A 19,431-nucleotide genomic window follows, 5' to 3' on the forward strand; every position below is an offset into this window, starting at 1 on the left:
CGAACGTGAAGCGACAGATCTTCTCCGCGGAACACGAGGCGTTCCGCGAGACCGTGCGCACCTTCCTCGCCAAGGAGGTGCTGCCCCACTACGAACAGTGGGAGCAGGACGGCATCGTCAGCCGTGACGCCTGGCTCGCCGCGGGCAGGCAGGGGCTGCTCGGGCTCGCGGTGCCCGAGGAGTTCGGCGGCGGCGGCAACACCGACTTCCGCTACAGTGCCGTCATCGCCGAGGAGTTCACGCGCGCGGGCGCGGCCGGGCTCGCGGTCGGCCTGCACAACGACATCATCGGCCCGTATCTGACCTCCCTGGCCACCGACGAGCAGAAGCGGCGCTGGCTGCCCGGCTTCTGCGCCGGCGAGATCATCACGGCCATCGCGATGACCGAGCCGGGCGCGGGCTCCGACCTCCAGGGCATCCGCACCACCGCCACCGATCAGGGCGATCACTGGCTGCTCAACGGTTCCAAGACGTTCATCTCGAACGGCATCCTCGCCGACCTCGTCATCGTCGTCGCCAAGACGTCGGCGGAGGGCGGCGCCAAGGGCCTGTCCCTGTTGGTCGTCGAGCGCGGCGCTGAGGGCTTCGAGCGCGGCCGCAACCTCGACAAGATCGGCCAGAAGTCCCAGGACACCGCCGAGCTGTTCTTCAACGACGTACGCGTCCCCAAGGAGAACCTCCTCGGCGAGCTCGACGGCGCCTTCATCCACCTGATGACGAACCTCGCGCAGGAGCGCATGGGCATCGCCGTCGCCGGGATCGCCGCCGCCGAGCACCTCCTGGACATCACCACGACGTACGTGAAGGAGCGCGAGGCCTTCGGGCGCCCGCTCTCCAAGCTCCAGCACATCCGCTTCGAGATCGCCGAGATGGCCACCGAGTGCGCCGTCACCCGTACGTTCCTCGACCGCTGCATCGTCGATCACTCGAACGGGGAACTCGACGCCGTGCACGCCTCGATGGCCAAGTGGTGGGCCACCGAGCTGCAGAAGCGCGTCGCCGACCGCTGCCTCCAACTGCACGGCGGCTACGGCTACATGTCCGAGTACCGCGTCGCCAAGGCCTTTACCGACGGCCGTATCCAGACGATCTACGGAGGGACGACCGAGATCATGAAGGAGATCATCGGCCGCTCTCTGCTGGCCTGAGCCTTCCCCACCCTCACCTGCACAGTTCTTGCGAAAGGCTGCTGTCTTGACCACCGAAGCGTACGTATACGACGCGATCCGCACCCCGCGCGGACGCGGCAAGGCCAATGGCGCCCTGCACGGCACCAAGCCGATCGACCTCGTCGTCGGCCTGATCCACGAGATCCGGGCGCGGTTCCCCGACCTGGATCCGGCGGCCGTCGACGACATCGTCCTCGGCGTCGTGGGCCCCGTCGGCGACCAGGGCTCCGACATCGCGCGCGTCGCGGCGATCGCCGCCGGGCTGCCCGACACCGTCGCGGGCGTCCAGGAGAACCGCTTCTGTGCCTCGGGTCTCGAAGCGGTCAACATGGCCGCGATGAAGGTGCGTTCGGGCTGGGAGGACCTCGTCCTCGCGGGCGGCGTCGAGTCGATGTCGCGCGTCCCGATGGGCTCGGACGGCGGCGCCTGGTTCGCCGACCCGATGACCAACTACGAGACGGGCTTCGTGCCGCAGGGCATCGGCGCCGACCTGATCGCCACCATCGAGGGCTACACACGGCGTGACGTCGACGAGTACGCGGCCCTGTCCCAGGAGCGCGCCGCCGCTGCCTGGAAGGACAACCGTTTCGAGAAGTCCGTGGTGCCGGTGAAGGACCGCAGCGGCCTGGTCGTCCTCGACCACGACGAGTACATGCGCCCGGGCACCACCGCCGATTCGCTCGCCAAGCTGAAGCCGTCCTTCAAGGACATCGGCGACCTCGGCGGCTTCGACGCCGTCGCGCTGCAGAAGTACCACTGGGTCGAGAAGATCGACCACGTCCACCACGCGGGCAACTCCTCCGGCATCGTGGACGGCGCCGCGCTTGTGGCCATCGGCACGAAGGAGGTCGGCGAGCGCTACGGGCTCGCGCCGCGCGCCCGGATCGTCTCCGCGGCCGTCTCCGGCTCCGAGCCGACCATCATGCTCACCGGCCCCGCGCCTGCCGCCCGGAAGGCGCTCGCCAAGGCGGGGCTGACCATCGACGACATCGACCTCGTCGAGATCAACGAGGCCTTCGCGGCCGTCGTCCTGCGCTTCGTCAAGGACATGGGCCTGTCCCTGGACAAGGTCAACGTCAACGGCGGCGCGATTGCGTTGGGCCATCCCTTGGGCGCGACCGGGGCGATGATCCTCGGCACTTTGGTCGACGAGCTCGAGCGGCGGGACCTGCGGTACGGCTTGGCCACGTTGTGCGTGGGCGGGGGCATGGGGATCGCCACGATCGTGGAACGGATCTCCGGCTAGGCGCCGTGGGGCTGTTGTCCGTTGCCGACTGCGGGTGCGTCGTGGTTGCTCGCGCAGTTCCCCGCGCCCCTGAGGCATGCGGCTGCGCCGCGCCTCATGAAGGCGCACGCAGTGCGCCCTTCAGGGGCGCGGGGAACTGCGCGATCAGCCCCCACTCACCGGCAGTCGGCGACGAACGGCACCACCCACCCCAGTAGCCGCTCACCCCGCTCATCACAGACTTCACGGAGACCGAACCATGACGCAGAGCACCACCATCCGCTGGGAGATGGACGCCACCGGCATCCTCACCCTCGTCCTCGACGACCCCAACCAGTCCGCGAACACCATGAACCAGGGGTTCAAGGACTCCATCGCGGCGATCGCCGAGCGCGCGGAGGCCGAGAAGGACTCCATTCGCGGCATCATCTACACCTCCGCCAAGAAGACCTTCTTCGCGGGCGGCGACCTGAAGGACATGATGCAGGCGGGCCCCGAGAACGCGCAGCACGCGTTCGAGGCGGGCGTCGCCATCAAGAGCTCCCTGCGCCGCATCGAGACCCTGGGCAAGCCGGTCGTCGCCGCCATCAACGGCGCGGCCCTCGGCGGCGGTTACGAGATCGCCCTGGCCAGCCACCACCGCGTCGCGCTCGACGCGCCCGGCTCCAAGATCGGCCTGCCCGAGGTCACCCTCGGCCTGCTCCCGGCGGGCGGCGGCGTGACCCGCACCGTACGCCTCATGGGCATCGCGGACGCGCTCCTGAAGGTGCTGCTCCAGGGCACGCAGTACTCCCCGAAGCGCGCCCTGGAGAACGGCCTCGTCCACGAAGTGGCCGCCACCCGCGAGGAGATGATCGAGAAGGCCCGCGCCTTCATCGACGCCAACCCGGAGTCGGCCCAGCCCTGGGACAAGCCCGGCTACCGCATCCCCGGTGGCACCCCGGCCAACCCGAAGTTCGCGGCGAACCTGCCCGCCTTCCCGGCCAACCTGAAGAAGCAGATCAACGGCGCCCCCTACCCGGCCCCGCGCAACATCCTGGCGGCGGCCGTCGAGGGCTCGCAGGTCGACTTCGAGACCGCGCTGACCATCGAGGCCCGCTACTTCACCGAGCTGGTCACCGGGCAGACCGCGAAGAACATGATCCAGGCGTTCTTCTTCGACCTCCAGGCCGTCAACTCCGGCGCCAACAGGCCCAAGGGCATCGAGGCCCGCAAGGTCCGCAAGGCCGCCGTCCTCGGCGCCGGGATGATGGGCGCGGGCATCGCCTACTCCTGTGCCCGCGCGGGCATCGAGGTCGTCCTCAAGGATGTGTCGGCCGAAGCCGCCGCCAAGGGCAAGGCGTACTCCGAGAAGCTGTGCGCCAAGGCGGTGCAGCGGGGGCGTACGACCCAGGAGAAGGCCGACGCGCTGCTCGCCCGCATCACGCCGACCGCCGACCCGCGGGACCTCGCGGGCTGCGACGCCGTGATCGAGGCCGTCTTCGAGGACACCTCGCTCAAGCACAAGGTGTTCCAGGAGATCCAGGACGTCATCGAGCCTGACGCCCTGCTCTGCTCCAACACCTCGACGCTGCCCATCACCCAGCTCGCCGAGGGCGTCACCCGGCCCGTCGACTTCATCGGCCTGCACTTCTTCTCGCCCGTCGACAAGATGCCGCTCGTCGAGATCATCAAGGGCGAGCGGACCGGGGGCGAGGCGCTTGCCCGCGCCTTCGACCTCGTACGCCAGATCAACAAGACGCCGATCGTCGTCAACGACTCGCGCGGCTTCTTCACCTCGCGCGTCATCGGGCACTTCATCAACGAAGGCGTCGCGATGGTCGGCGAAGGCATCGAGCCCGCGTCCATCGAGCAGGCGGCGGCCCAGGCGGGCTACCCGGCGAAGGTCCTCTCCCTGATGGACGAGCTGACCCTCACCCTGCCGCGCAAGATCCGCAACGAGACGAAGCGCGCCGTGGAGGAGGCCGGCGGCAGCTGGGCCGGGCACCCATCGGACACCGTCATCGACCGCATGGTCGACGAGTTCGAGCGCCCCGGCAGGAGCGGGGGAGCGGGCTTCTACGACTACGTGGACGGCAAGCGCGCGGGTCTCTGGCCGGGCCTGCGCGAGCACTTCACCAAGCCGGGCACGCAGATCCCGTTCGAGGACATGCAGGAGCGGATGCTGTTCTCCGAGGCGCTGGACACCGTGCGCCTGGTGGAGGAGGGCGTCCTGACGTCCGTCGCGGACGCCAACATCGGTTCCATCTTCGGCATCGGCTTCCCCGGCTGGACGGGCGGTGTCCTCCAGTACATCAACGGGTACGAAGGCGGCCTCCCCGGATTCACGGCACGCGCGCGTGAGTTGGCCGACCGCTACGGGGAGCGGTTCACGCCGCCCGCGCTGCTGGTCGAAAAGGCCGACAGGGGCGAGAAGTTCAGCGACGCCTGAGTTTGGTTATCGGCGCCTGACCCCAGTCATCGACGCCTGACCCCGGCCCCGCGCAGGACACGCACCCGGGAGTGGCTCAGCTTTCCTTGAGCCACTCCCGGAGCTCCTCCTTCAAGGAGCGCTGGAACGCGGTCACCAGGGCCTGCACCACCATCGGCTGCATATGGGCCGACAGGGAGCGCATCGCCGCCACGTGCTCCGGGTCCGACTCCCGCTCCCGGTAGGGGCCCCACACCTCGTCGCGGAAGAGCCGGGACATCTCGTGGGCCGCCGCGCGGGTGTGCTCCATCAGGACCGTGCGCGCCGCCAGGATCGTCTCGTGCGCGATGGGTACGTCGAGCAGCTCAACGCCCAGGCGCAACAGCCCCGGATCGACGCGATACGCCCCCAGGGTCTCCGTGGTCGCGACGACGCCCATCGCCGCGAGCCGGTCCAGGTCCCCGTCCGTCAGCGACCGGCCCGCCCTGCGCTCCAGCTCCGGCAGGTCGGTGTCCTCGGCCGAGTCGGGGGCCCACGAGGCCACCACCGCGCGGTGGATGGCGAGGTCGTGGGCGCTCAGGTCGGGCGGAAGCTGCTCCAGGTACCGCTCGATCGCGGCCAGTGTCATGCCCTGGTGCTGCAACTCCTCGATGAGCCCGAGCCGGGACAGATGCTCCTGCCCGTAGTGACCGACCCGGCGCGGGCCGATCACGGGCGGCGGCAGCAGACCCTTGGTGCTGTAGAAGCGGATCGTGCGGACGGTGACGCCCGCGCGCGCGGCCAGTTCGTCGACCGTGAGCGTCGGCTCTTCGGTGTCCGACGTCGTCGACATCGTCATGGCAGCGCCTCGCCTCCCCAGTTGTGCACCAGCGGTTGTGCACCGGCGGTCGTGTACCCCTAGTTGTGCACCGGCGGTTGTGCGCCGATCCAGTGCAACAGTATTGCTGTCTCACCACTGTTGTGAAAGCGTCCCGGCCAGTCACTTGCTTCGTCGATGACGCCAGGAGGCGGTCATGACCACGATCCTGCGACTCCCCGGTGAACCCGCCGACCTCACGCTTCCCGCCCTGCTGCTGCGCAACGCCGAGGACCACGGCGACCTCCCCGCGCTCTCCTGGCGCACCACGCCCGGAGGGGAGTGGACGACACTGACCTGGCGTGAGGCACGCCGCAAGATCGCCGTCCTGGCCGCCGGGTACGCGGCGCTCGGCGTACGGCGCGGCGAACACGTACTGATGATGATGGGCAACCGCCCCGAACACTGGCTGAGCGACCTCGCCCTCGTGCACCTCGGCGCCGTCCCCGTCACGGTGTACGGCACCTCGGCCCCCGACCAGATCGCGCACATCGCCCGGCACAGCCGTGCCCGCTTCGCGATCGTCGAGGGCGCCCGCGAGCTGGCCCGCTGGGAGCCCCTCCTGGCGGACAGCACGGCACCACTGGAGCGCCTGGTCGTCGTCGAGGGGGCCGAGGCGGGCCCGCACCGCGCGTACGGCTCCCTGCACGCCACCGGAGGCCGGCTGTTCGATCCGGACGCCTTCGAAGAGGGCTGGCGCGAGTCCAGGGCCAAGGACCCGCTCACCGTCGTCTACACCTCGGGCACCACAGGCGACCCCAAGGGCGTGCGCATCACGCACCGCAACGTCGTCCTCGACAGCGTGGCCCTGGACGCCGTCGTCTCCCTGCCCGATCACGTCGAGCACATCTGCTACCTCCCCTTCGCCCACATCGCGGAACGGATGCTGAGCATCTACCTGGCGGTGTTCCGTGCCGCGCACGTCTACCTGTGCGCGGACCCGGCCGCCGTCGCGGCGACCGCGCGCGAGCTGCACCCCGCGCAGTTCTTCGGGGTTCCGCGCGTCTGGGAGAAGCTCGCCACGTCCGTACGGGCCGCGCTCGCGGGCCTTCCCGACGAGCGGCGGCAGGCCATCGAGGCGGCGAACGAGACGGCACGCGCGCGTGTGGCGTACGTGGAGCGCGGCGAGGACCCGCCCGCCGACGTCGAGGCTGCCTACCGCGAGGCCAAGGAGAAGATCCTGGACCCACTGCTCTCCCTGGCGGGCTTCGACCGCCTGGTGTGGACGGCGAGCGCGTCAGCGCCCATGCCACAGGACGTGGTGCGCTTCTGGGCGGGCTTCGGAATCGTGATCATGGATGCCTGGGGCCTGACGGAAACGACAGGTGTCGCCACCACCAACAGCCCCGCCGGCTTCCGCCTCGGCTCGGTCGGCAAGCCCCTGACCGGACTCGAGGTCCGCACCGCCGACGACGGCGAGATCCTGGTGCGCGGCGAGACGGTCTTCGACGGCTATCTCCTGCCGGACGGCGGCGTCGAGCGTGCCTGTGACGAGGAAGGCTGGTTCGCCACCGGTGACATCGGGCGGATCGACGAGGACGGCTTCCTCTGGCTCACCGACCGCAAGAAGGAAATCATCGTGACCTCCACGGGCAAGAACGTCTCGCCCGCGCTCGTCGAGAACACCCTCAAGGAGCACCCCCTCATCGGCCAGGCCCTCGTCCACGGAGACGGCCGCTCCTACCTGGTGGCGCTGCTCGTCCTCGACGCCGAAATGGCCCCCGCGTGGGCCGCCGCGCGGGGGATCACGGGCGACCCGGTGGAGAGCGAGGCCGTGCAGGAGGAGATCGCGCGGGCCGTCGAGGAGGCCAACGCGCGCCTCAACCGCACCGAGCAGATCAAGCGGTACCGGCTGCTCGGCGAGGAGTGGGGCCCGGAGACGGGGGAGCTGACACCGTCCCTGAAGCTGCGGCGCAGGATCATCAGGGAGAAGTACGAGGACGCCATCGACGCTCTGTACGCCACGTGATTCACGAGCCATACACCCGGTGGTCATCGCGTGTACATCCCCTGCCCACCATGTGAGAAGTGCCGCTATGTGACGTGCGCCACCGCATGCCGGGGGATCTCTGGGGGAAGGTGTCGCGTCGGTCCACGCACGACAGGGGTGTCGTGGGCCGGAGCACATCCGGACACCGGAGTTTTCCGGGCACCAGAGAGTAGACCCCCCACGTGAGCAAGGAAGCCGTAGACACGGCCGCTGCGGACGCATCCCGCACAGATGCGTCCCAGGCCCCCGCGGACGCGGGCGACGCCGGTTACAGCAAGGACCTCAAGGCCCGTCACGTCAACATGATCGCCATCGGTGGCGCGATCGGAACTGGACTCTTTCTCGGTGCGGGCGGCCGCCTGCACTCCGCGGGCCCCGCGCTCGCCGTCGCGTACCTCGTGTGCGGCATCTTCGCCTTCTTCGTCGTACGCGCTCTCGGCGAGATGGTCATCTACCGGCCGTCGTCGGGTTCGTTCGTCAGTTACGCGCGTGAGTTCCTCGGCGAGAAGGGCGCCTACGTCGCCGGCTGGATGTACTTCCTCAACTGGTCGACCACCGGCATCGCCGACATCACCGCGATCGCGCTCTACACGCACTACTGGAGCTTCTTCACCGACATACCCCAGTGGGTGCTCGCGCTGATCGCCCTGGCCGTCGTCCTCGTGATCAACCTGATCTCGGTGAAGTACTTCGGCGAGATGGAGTTCTGGTTCGCGATCGTCAAGGTCGCCGCCCTGGTCGCCTTCATGCTGATCGGCATCTTCCTGCTGGTCACCCAGCACGACGTCGACGGCCAGACGCCCGGCCTGAGCGTGATCACCGACAACGGCGGCTTCCTGCCGCACGGCCTGATGCCGGTCGTGATCGTCATGCAGGGTGTCGTCTTCGCGTACGCCTCGCTGGAGCTGGTCGGCGTCGCGGCGGGCGAGACGGCCGAGCCGCAGAAGGTCGTCCCGCGCGCGGTGAACTCCATCATGTGGCGCGTGGGCCTCTTCTACGTCGGCTCTGTCATCCTGCTCGCGCTTCTGCTCCCCGGGTCGGTGTACTCGGCGGACCAGAGCCCCTTCGTGACGGTCCTGTCCAAGATCGGCGTTCCCGCGGCCGGTGACGTGATGAACCTGGTCGTCCTCACGGCGGCCATGTCCTCGCTGAACTCGGGCCTGTACTCCACGGGCCGCATCCTGCGCTCGATGGCGATGGCGGGTTCGGCGCCGAAGTTCACCGCCAGGATGAACCGCAGCCAGGTCCCCTACGGCGGCATCCTGCTCACCTCCGCGGTGTGCGTGCTCGGCGTCGGCCTGAACTTCCTCATGCCTAGCCAGGCCTTCGAGATCGTCCTGAACGTGGCGTCCCTCGGCATCATCAGCACCTGGGTGATCATCATGATCTGTCACCTGGCGTTCGTCCGCCGCGCCAAGGAGGGCCTGATCAGCCGCCCCAGCTTCCGGCTGCCGGGCAGCCCGGTCACGGAGATCGTCACGATCGCCTTCCTGCTCGCGGTCCTCGGCCTGATGTGGAAGGACCCCGAGATCGGCCGCAAGACGCTCTACCTCATCCCGATCATCGCGGCGGCGCTGGCCGTCGGCTGGTACGGAATCCGCAAGAGGGTGGACCGCGAGACAGCGGGCCTCACGAAGTAACGGCCAACGGCCAACGACTCACAGCCCCGCGCCCCGTAAGGGGCGCGGGGCTGTGGCATACCCTCTGGCGCCCACCCCGACGCCGCCGCCCGGTAGGCGCCAGGCGGTCGCATACTGGAATACGCCATGAAGACCGAGGACCACCGCGACCCAGCCCCGCCCCCGCCCGGCGGCATCCTCTGGAGCATCGCCGGGGACATCCGCGTGTTCCTGACCCTCCCCGCCGCCCTGACCATGCAGGTCGCGCACCCCGCTGTCGGCGCCGGGGTCGACGAGCACTCCGTCTTCCGGACGGACCCGTGGGGCCGGGGCGAACGCTCGGTGCGCTCGGTGCTGCTCTGGGTGTACGGGGGTCAGGAAGCGGCAGCGGAAGGCCGCAGGCTGCGGGCCCTGCACAAGACGATCCAGGGCACGGACGCGCACGGCCGCCGCTATCACGCGCTGCAGCCCGCGAACTACGCCTGGGTGCACGCCACGGGGTTCCCCGTCTACCAGCACGCCCAGAAGTATCTCGGGCGGCGGCCCTTCACCGAGGCGCAGGAGCGGCAGCTCTACGCGGAGTGGCTCCAGGTGGGGCGGATACTCGGGATACATGACCGGGACATGCCCCAGTCGATCGAGGAGTTCTGGCCGTACTACCGCAAGATGCTGGCCGACGAGCTGGAGGAGACGGAAGTGGTGCGCGACCTGGTCGCCACCGACCGCCCGGTCCCACCGCCCGACCGGGGGCCCTTCCTCCTGCGCCTGCTCCTCCGCACCCTCTGGCCGGCCCTTCTGCCGCCCCTGGCGCGCTTCCGCCGCTTCGTCACGATAGGCCTGATGCCGCCGGACGCGCGGGAAGCCATAGGTCTGCCCTGGACCCGGGACCAGGAACGAAGGCTGCGCCGCTTCTGCCTCGTCGTACGCACGGTGGTCCCGCTGCTGCCGGAGCGGCTGCGGTATCTGCCGATGGCCCGCGAGGCGAGGCGGCGGCGCTGACGCGCTGAAACCCACGCCGCCCGACTGCGGGGCAATCGGGCGGCGTGGGCGGGAAACATCCGCCGCGAAGCGGCGGCTCGGTCTCAGTGACCGTGCACACCATTCGTGGCAGCGATCCCCTTCCACGACTTGGGCGCGGCCGGGACCCCCGCGGTACGCGAGACCCCGGCACGGTCGGCGGCCGGAGCGGACGGCTTCGACGGCTGGTAGAGCCACGCGTCGAACAGCGAGGCGAGCGGCTTCCCCGAAACCTTCTCCGCGTACTTCACGAAGTCACCCACCTTCGCGTTCCCGTACGCGTGCTCCTTGGGCCAGCCCTTCAGAATCGCCGAGAAGGACTCCTCGCCCACCGCGTTGCGCAGCGCCTGCAGGGCCAGCGCACCGCGGTCGTAGACGGCGATGTCGAACTGGTTGTCCGGGCCCGGGTCGCCCGGCTTGACCTTCCAGAAGGGGTCGTCGGCGGGGTGCTGGGCGTACACGTAGTCGGCCAGTTCCTGCGCCGTGCCCTCGCCCTCCTTCTCCGACCACAGCCACTGGCTGTACCGAGCGAAGCCCTCGTTGATCCAGATGTCCTTCCAGCCGTCGACGGACACGCTGTCGCCGTACCACTGGTGGGCGAGCTCGTGCACCACGACGGAGACGTTGGAGCCGTTCGCGAACTGCCTCGGGCTGTAGAACGGCCGCGTCTGGGTCTCCAGGGCGAAGCCGCTCGTCACGTTCGGGACGTACCCGCCAAGGGCGTTGAACGGGTACTTGCCGAAGACCGTCTCCAGCCACTCCGCGACCTCGGTCGAGCGCTCGATGCTCGCCCGCGCGGCGCCCGCGTTGTCGCCGAGGTCCTTGCTGTAGGCGTTCAGGACCGGCAGACCGTCCGCGGTCTTGTCGGTCGTGATGTCGAACTTGCCGACGGCGAGCGTCGTCAGATAGCTGGCCTGCGGCTTGTTCGAGCGCCAGTTGAAACGCGTCCAGCCGAGCTTCGAACTCTGCGACTGCAGCACGCCGTTGGAGATGGCCTGCGAGCCGTCCGGCACGGAGACCGAGACGTCGTACGTCGCCTTGTCGAGCGGGTGGTCGTTGGACGGGTACCACCAGGCGGCCGAGTCCGGCTCCTGGGCGGCCACGCCACCGTCCGGCGTACGCGCCCACGCCGTGAAGCCGTTGATCTTCACCTCGGACGGCTTGCCCGCGTAACGGACCACCACGGTGATCGGCGTGCCCTTGGGCAGTCCGGCCGCCGGGGTTATCTCCAGCTCCTGCTCGCCCGACTTCTTGAAGGCCGCCTTCTTGCCGTTGACGCGCACCTCGCTGACCTTCAGGCCGAGGTCGAGGTTGAAGCGGGAAAGGTCCTGCGTCGTTACGGCGTTGAGGGTCGCCGTGCCTTCGAGCAGGTCGGTCTTCGGCTGGTACTTCAGCCGCAGGTCGTAGTGCGAGACGTCGTAGCCGCCGTTGCCGCCTGCCGGGTAGTAGGGGTCGCCGATACCCGGGGCTCCAGGCGTGAAGTCAGCGGCCGATGCCGGGATCGCCAGCAGCAGGGAGGCCGCCAGCGCGCCCGGGGCGATGAGTCTGCGGTGCACAAGAGCTCCAAGTCGTAGGGGCACTTCGGTAGATGGGTCGACCATATTGAGCGCCCTGGCCACGCGTCATGTCCATGGTCGCTGCTGTCACACGATCGCCATTCGGCCGACATGTGCCAAAACACCCCATGAGCCTGACGCCGTCGCGTAGGGCCCTCTGTCGCGCGGGAGTTGACCGGTGTACCTTCCGCGCCATGCCGATACGTGCGCGTCGCACGCGCTTGATCCGGAGATCCCTTGTGACGGCCGCTCTGGCCGCCCTGCTGTCCACACTCATGTCCCCGGGCGCCGCACAAGGGGCGCCCGGCGCCCCGCGTGAGAGCAAGCCCGTCTACTCGTACGAGAGCGCGATCCGGGAGTCCGTCTGGGTCGACACCAAGATCGACGGCGACGACGACGGGAAGACCGACCGCGTCGCCGTGGACATCGTCCGCCCCCGCGAACCCGCCCAACAGGGCCGGAAAATACCCGTGATCATGGATGCCAGCCCGTACTACTCCTGCTGCGGGCGCGGCAACGAAAGCCAGAAGAAGACATACGACGCGGACGGCAACCCCGTCCAGTTCCCGCTCTACTACGACAACTACTTCGTGCCCCGCGGCTATGGCTTCGTCGCCGTCGACCTCGCGGGCACCAACCGCTCCGACGGCTGCGTGGACGTCGGGGGCCGCTCCGACATCCAGTCCGCCAAGGCCGTCGTCGACTGGCTGAACGGCCGGGCCCGCGGCTACACCACCCGCACCGGAGGCAAGGACGCCAAGGCGTCCTGGACCAACGGCGTCACCGGGATGATCGGCAAGAGCTACGACGGCACCATCGCCAACGGCGTGGCCGCCACTGGAGTGCGAGGGCTCAAGACCATCGTGCCCATCGGCGCGATCTCCTCCTGGTACGACTACTACTTCGCCAAGGGAGCCCCGCTCTACGACAGCGGCCCCGAGTGGCTCTCGGACTACGTGGAGAGCCCCGAGGCCAGGGCCCGCTGCGCCGCCGTACAGAAGAGACTTGTCGACGAAGCGCCGCGCACCGGCGACTGGACCCGGCTCTGGGACGAGCGCGACTACACCCCGGACGCGGACAAGGTGAAGGCCAGCGTCTTCGCCGTACACGGCATGCAGGACCTGAACGTCCGCACCAAGCACTTCGGGCAGTGGTGGGACGCGCTCGCGGACGAGGGCGTCGACCGCAAGGTATGGCTCAGCCAGACCGGCCACGTCGACCCGTTCGACTTCCGTCGCGCGGAGTGGGTGCGCACCTTGCACCGCTGGTTCGACCACGAACTCCTCGGCTACGACAACGGCGTCGACCGCGAGCCGATGGCCGACATCGAGCGCGCCCCCGGGCAGTGGACCACCGACCGCGTCTGGCCCCCGCGCGCCACGGACACGGTGAAACTCCGCCCCGGCAAGGGCACTTCACCGGGCGTCGGCACCCTCGGCACACGTCAGGGCACCGGCAGCGAGACCTTCACCGACGACCCGAAGCTGAGCGAGACCGACTGGGCCGCCCAGATCGACACCTCGGCCCCGTCCAAGGCCGGGTTCATCAGCAAGCCGCTCGGCGGCGACCTGCGCCTGTCCGGCTCGTCCGAGGTGACCGTCACCGCCACCCCGACGACCCGCACCGCCCACCTCTCCGCCGTCCTCGTCGACCTCGGCCCCGCCACCATCCGCGACTACGCCGGCGCGGGCGAGGGCATCACCACGCTCCCCGAACGCACCTGCTGGGGCCCGAGCACCGGCGGCGACAGCTCCTGCTTCAAGGAGACGAAACCGAAGACCGCCGACGTCGACTACACGGTCTTCAGCCGCGGCTGGGCCGACCTCGGCAACTTCGCGGACGACCACAAGGGCCGCCCCCTCACGCCGGGCAAGCCGCACACCATCACCCTCGACCTCGCCGCGAGCGACCACGTCGTACCGAAGGGGCACCGCCTCGCCCTGATCATCGCGGGCACCGACAAGGACCTCATCGACCCTCCGGACTCCACCCCGACGCTCGCCATCGACCTGTCCCGCACCTCCGCGAAGGTGCCGCTGGTGGGCGGCGACGACGCGTTCAGCACCGACTCGGCAACCGTCGCCCCGCGCGAATCCCGTCTCGACGGCGTGGCCCCGCCGCGTCCGTTCCGCCCCGTCCCGGGAGGCAGCACTTCATGAGGCCCCGCATCCGCACCCTGGCGCTCGCCTGCGCCACCGCCGCGCTCGCCGCGCCGCTCGTGACAGCGCCCGCGCAGGCGACGCCGACCCCGCCACGCACCGGCTTCGAGGAGAGCAACGGCGCCCGCTGGACCAGTCAGCCCGAGGAGCAGGACTTCCTCGCCGCCGTCGACAAGGCGACCGACCGGGTCTCGATCGCCCGCATCGGCACCACCAAACAGGACCGGCCCCTCCAACTGGTCCGCATCGGGGACCGCCCCACGAAGAACACCGTGCTGCTGATCTGCAGCCAGCACGGCGACGAGCCATCGGGCCGCGACGCCTGCCTGTCGACCATCCGCGATCTGGCGTACGCGAAGGACAAGAAGACGCGGAAGTTCCTCTCCCACACCACGCTCCTCGTCGTCCCCACCGCCAACCCGGACGGCCGCGCCGCCGACACCCGCGGCAACTCCGACGGCGTCGACATCAACCGCGACCACATAGCCCTGCGAACCGCGGAGGCCCGCGCCATGGCCGCGGTCATCCGCGACCGGCAGCCCGACTCCATCTACGACCTGCACGAGTACGGAGCGACCCCCAAGTACTACGACAAAGACCTGTTCGACCTGTGGCCGCGCAACCTCAACACCGACGAGGCCGTGCACGACGAGGCCAAGACCCTGTCCGAGGACTATGTGAGGCCGGCCGCCAACGCCTCGGGCCACACGACGGGGACGTACGGGATCTGGACCGACCCGGTGACCGGTGAACCGATCAAGCAGACGGCGGGCGACGGCCAGGAACGCATCCTGCGCAACGTATCCGGCATCAAGCACGCCGCCGGTCTCCTCATCGAGAGCCGCGTCGACCCCCTCACCGACGCCGAGAAGAAGGACGAGGCGCTGAACAACCGGCGCCGTGTGAACTCCCAACTCTCCGCACTCAGCGGCCTGTTCACCTACGCCGACGCCAGGCGCGGTCAGCTGGAGGCAGCCACCGCCGCGGCCCGTCTCGAAGGCTTCCGTGACCGTGGCCCCATCTACCTCGGCGGGGCGGACAACGACCCCGCGGAGCCGTCCGAAGTGATCCAGGACCCGGCCTGCGGCTACCGGCTCGACGCCGCGCAGTACGGCGACATCAAGGACGAACTCGCCTTGCACGGAGTCAAGGCCAAGCGGGCCGGAGCGGGCGCCTATGTGCCATTGCGGCAGTCCGCGCGCGCCCTCGTCCCGCTGCTCCTCGACGAGCGTGCCCCCTACCACCTCGTCACGGGCAGGCCCGACACCAAGTGCTGAGCAAGTGGTAGGTGCGTCACATGTGGTAGGGGGTAGCGGAGTACAGAGATTGCACGTGATCGACATCCGCGAAAGGTGTACTTGTGACGCAAGACCAGCAAAAAGCGGACGACGGGGGAAAGGGGCCGATCATGGCTCCCTCCCCCGACGGCCGACATCCACAGACCGACCGGATCGTGTTCGGGGTGACGGCTGTCCTCACCCTGGCCTTCGTGGTCTGGGGCGCCGTGGCGACGGACTCGCTCGAGAGCGCCTCGACGAAGATGCTCAACGGCCTGATCCACAACGGCGGCTGGGCCTTCATGCTGGCCGCGAGCGGCTTCGTCGTCTTCGCGCTCTGGCTCGCGGTCAGCAGGTACGGGAAGATCACCCTCGGTGAGGAGGGTGAGGAGCCGGAATTCCGCACCGTCTCCTGGGTCGCGATGATGTTCAGCGCCGGTATGGGCATCGGTCTGATGTTCTACGGAGTGAGCGAGCCGCTCGCGCACTTCACCACGCCACCGCCGGGCACGGACCCCGCCGACTCGGCGGCGAAGATGGAAACGGCCATGGCCACCACCCTCTTCCACTGGACGCTCCACCCATGGGCGATCTACGCGGTCGTGGGTCTCGCCATCGCGTACAGCACGTTCCGGCGTGGGCGCAGGCAGACCATCAGTGCCGTCTTCGAGCCGCTCATCGGCCCGAAGCACGCCCACGGCGCCTGGGGCAGGGTCATCGACATCATCGCCATCTTCGCCACGCTCTTCGGCTCGGCGGCCTCCCTGGGGCTCGGCGCCCTGCAGATCGGCAGCGGCTTCGAGGTGCTCGACTGGAGCAAGGATGTGCCCACCAGTCTGCTCGTGGGCATCATCGCCGTACTGACCGTGGCGTTCGTCGCCTCCGCCATCTCCGGTGTGGAGAAGGGCGTGCAGTGGCTTTCGAACATCAACATGGTGCTCGCGCTGCTGCTCATCGTGTTCGTCTTCATCGTGGGCCCGACCGTCATCGTCCTCGACCTGCTGCCGACCTCGATCGGTGCCTACCTCGGGGACCTGCCCCAGCTGGTCGGGCGTACGGAGGCGTCCAGCGGCAAGGGCGTATCGGACTGGCTCGGCAGCTGGACGGTCTTCTACTGGGCCTGGTGGATCTCCTGGACGCCCTTCGTCGGCATGTTCATCGCCAGGATCAGCCGCGGGCGCACGATCCGGCAGTTCGTGGGCGGCGTCATCCTGGTGCCGAGCACCGTCAGCCTGCTGTGGTTCGCCGTCTTCGGCGGCACCGCCATGAAGGTGAAGGAGCGCGGCGGGCTCGCCGACGCGAGCACGCCCGAGGGCCAGCTCTTCGGCCTGCTGCACGAGTACCCGATCGCCACGGTGACCAGCCTGCTGGTGATGATCCTCGTGGGCATCTTCTTCGTCTCGGGTGCCGACGCCGCGTCGATCGTCATGGGCACGCTCTCGCAGAAGGGCGCGCTCGAACCCGGCAAGTTCGTGGTCGTGTTCTGGGGCGTCGTGACGGGAGCCGTGGCGGCGATCATGCTGCTCATCGGTGACGGAACGGGCAACGCCCTCACGGGTCTGCAGAATCTGACGATCCTGGTCGCCGCGCCCTTCACCCTGGTGATGATCGGGATGTGTGTGGCCCTGATGCGGGACCTGCGCCACGACCCGCTGATCGTGCGGGGCGAGCACGGCACGGAGGCCGTCGAGAAGGCCGTGATCGCGGGCCACGAGCAGTACGACGGCGACTTCGAGATCCGCATCGGCCCCAGCGACACCGGGGACGACGAGGACGTCACGGTCAAGCCCGTCTGAGTTCGCGCCGGTTCAGGAGGCGGCCGCCTCGTCCGCGAGGCGCGCCGCCTCCCGCGCGCAGCCCCAGGCCACGGTGACCCCGGCACCGCCGTGGCCGTAGTTGTGCACCAACACCCTTCCATCAGGGCGCAGTTCACGCTCGATCCGTACCGCGGGGCGCACGGGCCGCAGCCCCACCCGATGGTCGAGGACCCGGGCCCCGGCTATCTCGGGCCGCACGGCGGCGCACCGCTCCACGATGGCCTTGGCCACCACCGGATCGGGTTCGAGCGACCAGTCGTCCTCCTGCGCCGTGCCGCCGAGCACGAGCCGGCCCGGCTGCGGGAAGAAGTAGGTGGAGGTCTGCCCGCTGGGTCCGGCCGAGGCGAACCAGGTCCGCACCCCGGGGTTCTCCACCAGCACCAACTGCCCCCGAACCGCCCGCACCGAGAGGTCGGGGACCAGGCTGCGCGCCCCGATCCCCGAGCAGTTGACCACGCAGCGCGCCTCCGCCAGCGGCTCGTCGAGGCTCTCCGCCGAGCGCGCCTGCACCGTCCCGCCGGCCCGCGCGAGGCGCTCGCGGAGCCACCCCAGATACACGGGCATGTCGATCAGCGGCACACGCGCCCACACCCCCGGCCCGTCGAACTCGTCCCGGGTGGTGGGCCGCAGCCCCGTCACCTCTGCGGCCCACGGGCCGAGGTCGTCCAGTCGCGTGTCGCCCTGTACTCCGTCGACCATGCGTACGCCGGTCTCCTCGGGCCGCGACGCCAACTCCTCGTAGAGGGCGAGGGACTGGAGCGACCAGATACCCACGGGCGCGGCCGGTTCGATGCGGTACGGCCACCACAGCGCACCCGCGACGGCCGAGGTCGTCCGCTCGGCGGCCTCCCGCGCCCACACCCGCACGCGGCGCCCGCCTTCGGCCAGCAGCACGGCGGTCGTCAGGCCCACGACACCACTGCCCACCACGATCACATCGTTGTCATCTGTCCCGTCCATCCCAGGAACGTAGCGGATTGACGCAATGCCGTGCTCACATCACGTCGGAGATGGGGATACTCACACCATGTCTGCCGAGTACGCGACCTTCGGACTGGCACCGGCCATACGCGCCGGTGGGGTTCTCGCCAACGGTGAATATCAAGTCCACCGGGATTTCGTCGACTTCATCGTGGACGGGCGCCCGCTGCTGTTCCAGCTCTCCGACCTCGACGCCGTCTCCCCGCTCGCCTCCGACGTACCACCCGCGATCTTCTCCCACCACGTGCGCGGCCTCCTCCTGGAGACGGCGGCGCCCCTGAGCGAGGGCCGTCACGTCATCTATGGCTGTCCCGAGTGCGAGGGCCTGGAGTGCGGGGCGGTCACGGCGGTCATCGAGAGGGCACCGGACGGCACCGACGCCTACGTATGGCGTGACTTCGCCTGGCAGACGGCCGAGCGGGCCGATCTGGAGCTCAACGGCTACCACGGCATAGGGCCCTTCCGCTTTCAGGGCGACGAATACCGCGCGGCGCTCGGCCAGTTGCTGACCGCCGGTGAACCGGCCGCCCGCCGCAGGGTGCTCCTGATCGGCGCCCGCGTCGCCGTCCTCGCCAAACTCGCGGCGGCGCTGCGCACGATCGGGGTCGGCGCGGACATCGCGGCGGACGCGACGGGCGTGCCGCCGGACGAGCTGCGCACGTACGGGGCGGTGGCCTTCGGGCGGGCCGTCCCGGCGGCGACGCGCGACAGCGTGCGCGCGGCGTTCGAGGGGGCGGGGCTCCAGGTCGCGTACGTCGACGGCCTCGCCCCGATCATCCCGCTCCTCGTCGCGCAGATAGAGCACGCCCTTGACCGCAGCCCGGAGGCGCAGCGCCGCCTGACGCGGCTCGCGGCAGCGGACGGTTCGGCGGCGGTCGAGACCACATCGACATGCCGGGTCCAACTCATCGCCTACCGCCAGGACCGGCTCTTCCGCACCCAGGTCCACGAGGTCTTCGAGGGCGTCCTGGAACCGGGGTCGCACCGCATCGAGCTGGACGCGAAGGCGACGAAGGGGGAGTCGTACGTGGTGGCACGGACGACGGACAGTGTGCTGGTGGCGCCGATAGTGCGGTAGCCGGCGGCCGGCAGCCGCGAGGACCGCCGATGTTGTGACGCGGCACACATCGGCGACCTGTCGCCCACGGCGATCGCGCGAAGCCCTTGATGACGTGATGACGGGCGTCACTTGCGAGCTCGCCACCATCAACGGCGAACTGGGCGCCCTGTTCAAGCTGGGCGACCGCGTCGCGGGGCGCCTGACCTACGACCTCGCCGAGCGGCTTGTCCCTCTCGCGGCGGCCCGGCCCCGCCGCGCCCGTGCTGCCGGGCAGGCAGTCCCGGGCCTCGCCTAA

14 protein-coding genes are annotated in these 19,431 nt (G+C 69.6%); 11 read left to right on the forward strand and 3 right to left on the reverse strand.

Translation table 11 applies throughout. The features are described 5' to 3' along the window. Positions 1-5 precede the first annotated feature (5 nt). The 3 genes from ACGFX9_RS14110 to ACGFX9_RS14120 all read left to right on the forward strand — a co-directional run bounded on the left by ACGFX9_RS14110 (position 6) and on the right by ACGFX9_RS14120 (position 4,825). Entirely contained in the window at positions 6-1,148 is a 1,143-nt protein-coding gene (locus tag ACGFX9_RS14110; RefSeq protein ID WP_393470014.1) for an acyl-CoA dehydrogenase family protein, read from the forward strand. A gap of 46 nt (positions 1,149-1,194) precedes the next feature. Beyond that, positions 1,195-2,415: an acetyl-CoA C-acetyltransferase gene (locus tag ACGFX9_RS14115; RefSeq protein WP_393470017.1), complete on the forward strand. Its 1,221-nt coding sequence runs from the start codon at positions 1,195-1,197 to the stop codon at positions 2,413-2,415. A gap of 238 nt (positions 2,416-2,653) precedes the next feature. Beyond that, a complete protein-coding gene (locus ACGFX9_RS14120; RefSeq protein ID WP_393470020.1) occupies positions 2,654-4,825 on the forward strand; it encodes a 3-hydroxyacyl-CoA dehydrogenase NAD-binding domain-containing protein in 2,172 nt (723 codons plus the stop codon). A gap of 76 nt (positions 4,826-4,901) precedes the next feature. Here the strand turns inward: ACGFX9_RS14120 and ACGFX9_RS14125 are convergent, their stop codons facing one another. Continuing rightward, complete coding sequence (locus tag ACGFX9_RS14125) at positions 4,902-5,636, reverse strand: MerR family transcriptional regulator (RefSeq protein WP_393470512.1); 735 nt, start codon at positions 5,634-5,636, stop codon at positions 4,902-4,904. A gap of 181 nt (positions 5,637-5,817) precedes the next feature. Between ACGFX9_RS14125 and ACGFX9_RS14130 the strand changes: the two genes are divergently transcribed. The 3 genes from ACGFX9_RS14130 (at position 5,818) to ACGFX9_RS14140 (ending at position 10,268) form a co-directional block, all read left to right on the forward strand. Beyond that, complete coding sequence (locus ACGFX9_RS14130; protein WP_393470023.1) at positions 5,818-7,629, forward strand: AMP-dependent synthetase/ligase; 1,812 nt, start codon at positions 5,818-5,820, stop codon at positions 7,627-7,629. 203 nt (positions 7,630-7,832) lie between these two features. Further along, entirely contained in the window at positions 7,833-9,290 is a 1,458-nt protein-coding gene (locus ACGFX9_RS14135) for an amino acid permease (protein WP_393470025.1), read from the forward strand. 126 nt (positions 9,291-9,416) lie between these two features. Further along, on the forward strand, positions 9,417-10,268 hold the full coding sequence (locus tag ACGFX9_RS14140; protein ID WP_393470029.1) for an oxygenase MpaB family protein: 852 nt from the start codon (positions 9,417-9,419) through the stop codon (positions 10,266-10,268). 83 nt (positions 10,269-10,351) lie between these two features. Here ACGFX9_RS14140 and ACGFX9_RS14145 read toward each other — a convergent pair whose 3' ends face one another. After that, a complete protein-coding gene (locus ACGFX9_RS14145) occupies positions 10,352-11,842 on the reverse strand; it encodes a M1 family metallopeptidase (protein WP_393470032.1) in 1,491 nt (496 codons plus the stop codon). 194 nt (positions 11,843-12,036) lie between these two features. Between ACGFX9_RS14145 and ACGFX9_RS14150 the strand changes: the two genes are divergently transcribed. The 3 genes from ACGFX9_RS14150 to ACGFX9_RS14160 all read left to right on the forward strand — a co-directional run bounded on the left by ACGFX9_RS14150 (position 12,037) and on the right by ACGFX9_RS14160 (position 17,074). After that, on the forward strand, positions 12,037-14,001 hold the full coding sequence (locus tag ACGFX9_RS14150; RefSeq protein ID WP_393470034.1) for a Xaa-Pro dipeptidyl-peptidase: 1,965 nt from the start codon (positions 12,037-12,039) through the stop codon (positions 13,999-14,001). Continuing rightward, positions 13,998-15,278 (forward strand): M14 family metallocarboxypeptidase, encoded by a 1,281-nt coding sequence (locus tag ACGFX9_RS14155; RefSeq protein WP_393470036.1) that lies wholly within the window; start codon positions 13,998-14,000, stop codon positions 15,276-15,278. The genes ACGFX9_RS14150 and ACGFX9_RS14155 overlap by 4 nt, the downstream gene beginning before the upstream one ends. A gap of 131 nt (positions 15,279-15,409) precedes the next feature. Then, positions 15,410-17,074, forward strand: a complete 1,665-nt coding sequence (locus ACGFX9_RS14160; RefSeq protein WP_393470039.1) for a BCCT family transporter — start codon at positions 15,410-15,412, stop codon at positions 17,072-17,074. 12 nt (positions 17,075-17,086) lie between these two features. Here ACGFX9_RS14160 and ACGFX9_RS14165 read toward each other — a convergent pair whose 3' ends face one another. Next, positions 17,087-18,055 (reverse strand): FAD-dependent oxidoreductase, encoded by a 969-nt coding sequence (locus ACGFX9_RS14165; protein WP_393470042.1) that lies wholly within the window; start codon positions 18,053-18,055, stop codon positions 17,087-17,089. 67 nt (positions 18,056-18,122) lie between these two features. Here ACGFX9_RS14165 and ACGFX9_RS14170 point away from each other — a divergent pair, with 67 nt between their 5' ends. Further along, the gene (locus ACGFX9_RS14170; RefSeq protein ID WP_393470045.1) at positions 18,123-19,154 is read left to right on the forward strand and encodes an oxidoreductase; all 1,032 of its coding nucleotides are present in this window, start codon (positions 18,123-18,125) and stop codon (positions 19,152-19,154) included. Positions 19,155-19,251: 97 nt separating this feature from the next. Then, the gene (locus ACGFX9_RS14175) at positions 19,252-19,431 is read left to right on the forward strand and encodes a hypothetical protein (protein WP_393470048.1); all 180 of its coding nucleotides are present in this window, start codon (positions 19,252-19,254) and stop codon (positions 19,429-19,431) included.

This window comes from Streptomyces sp. NPDC048436 (assembly GCF_043200355.1).
Classification (GTDB): Bacteria; Actinomycetota; Actinomycetes; order Streptomycetales; family Streptomycetaceae; genus Streptomyces.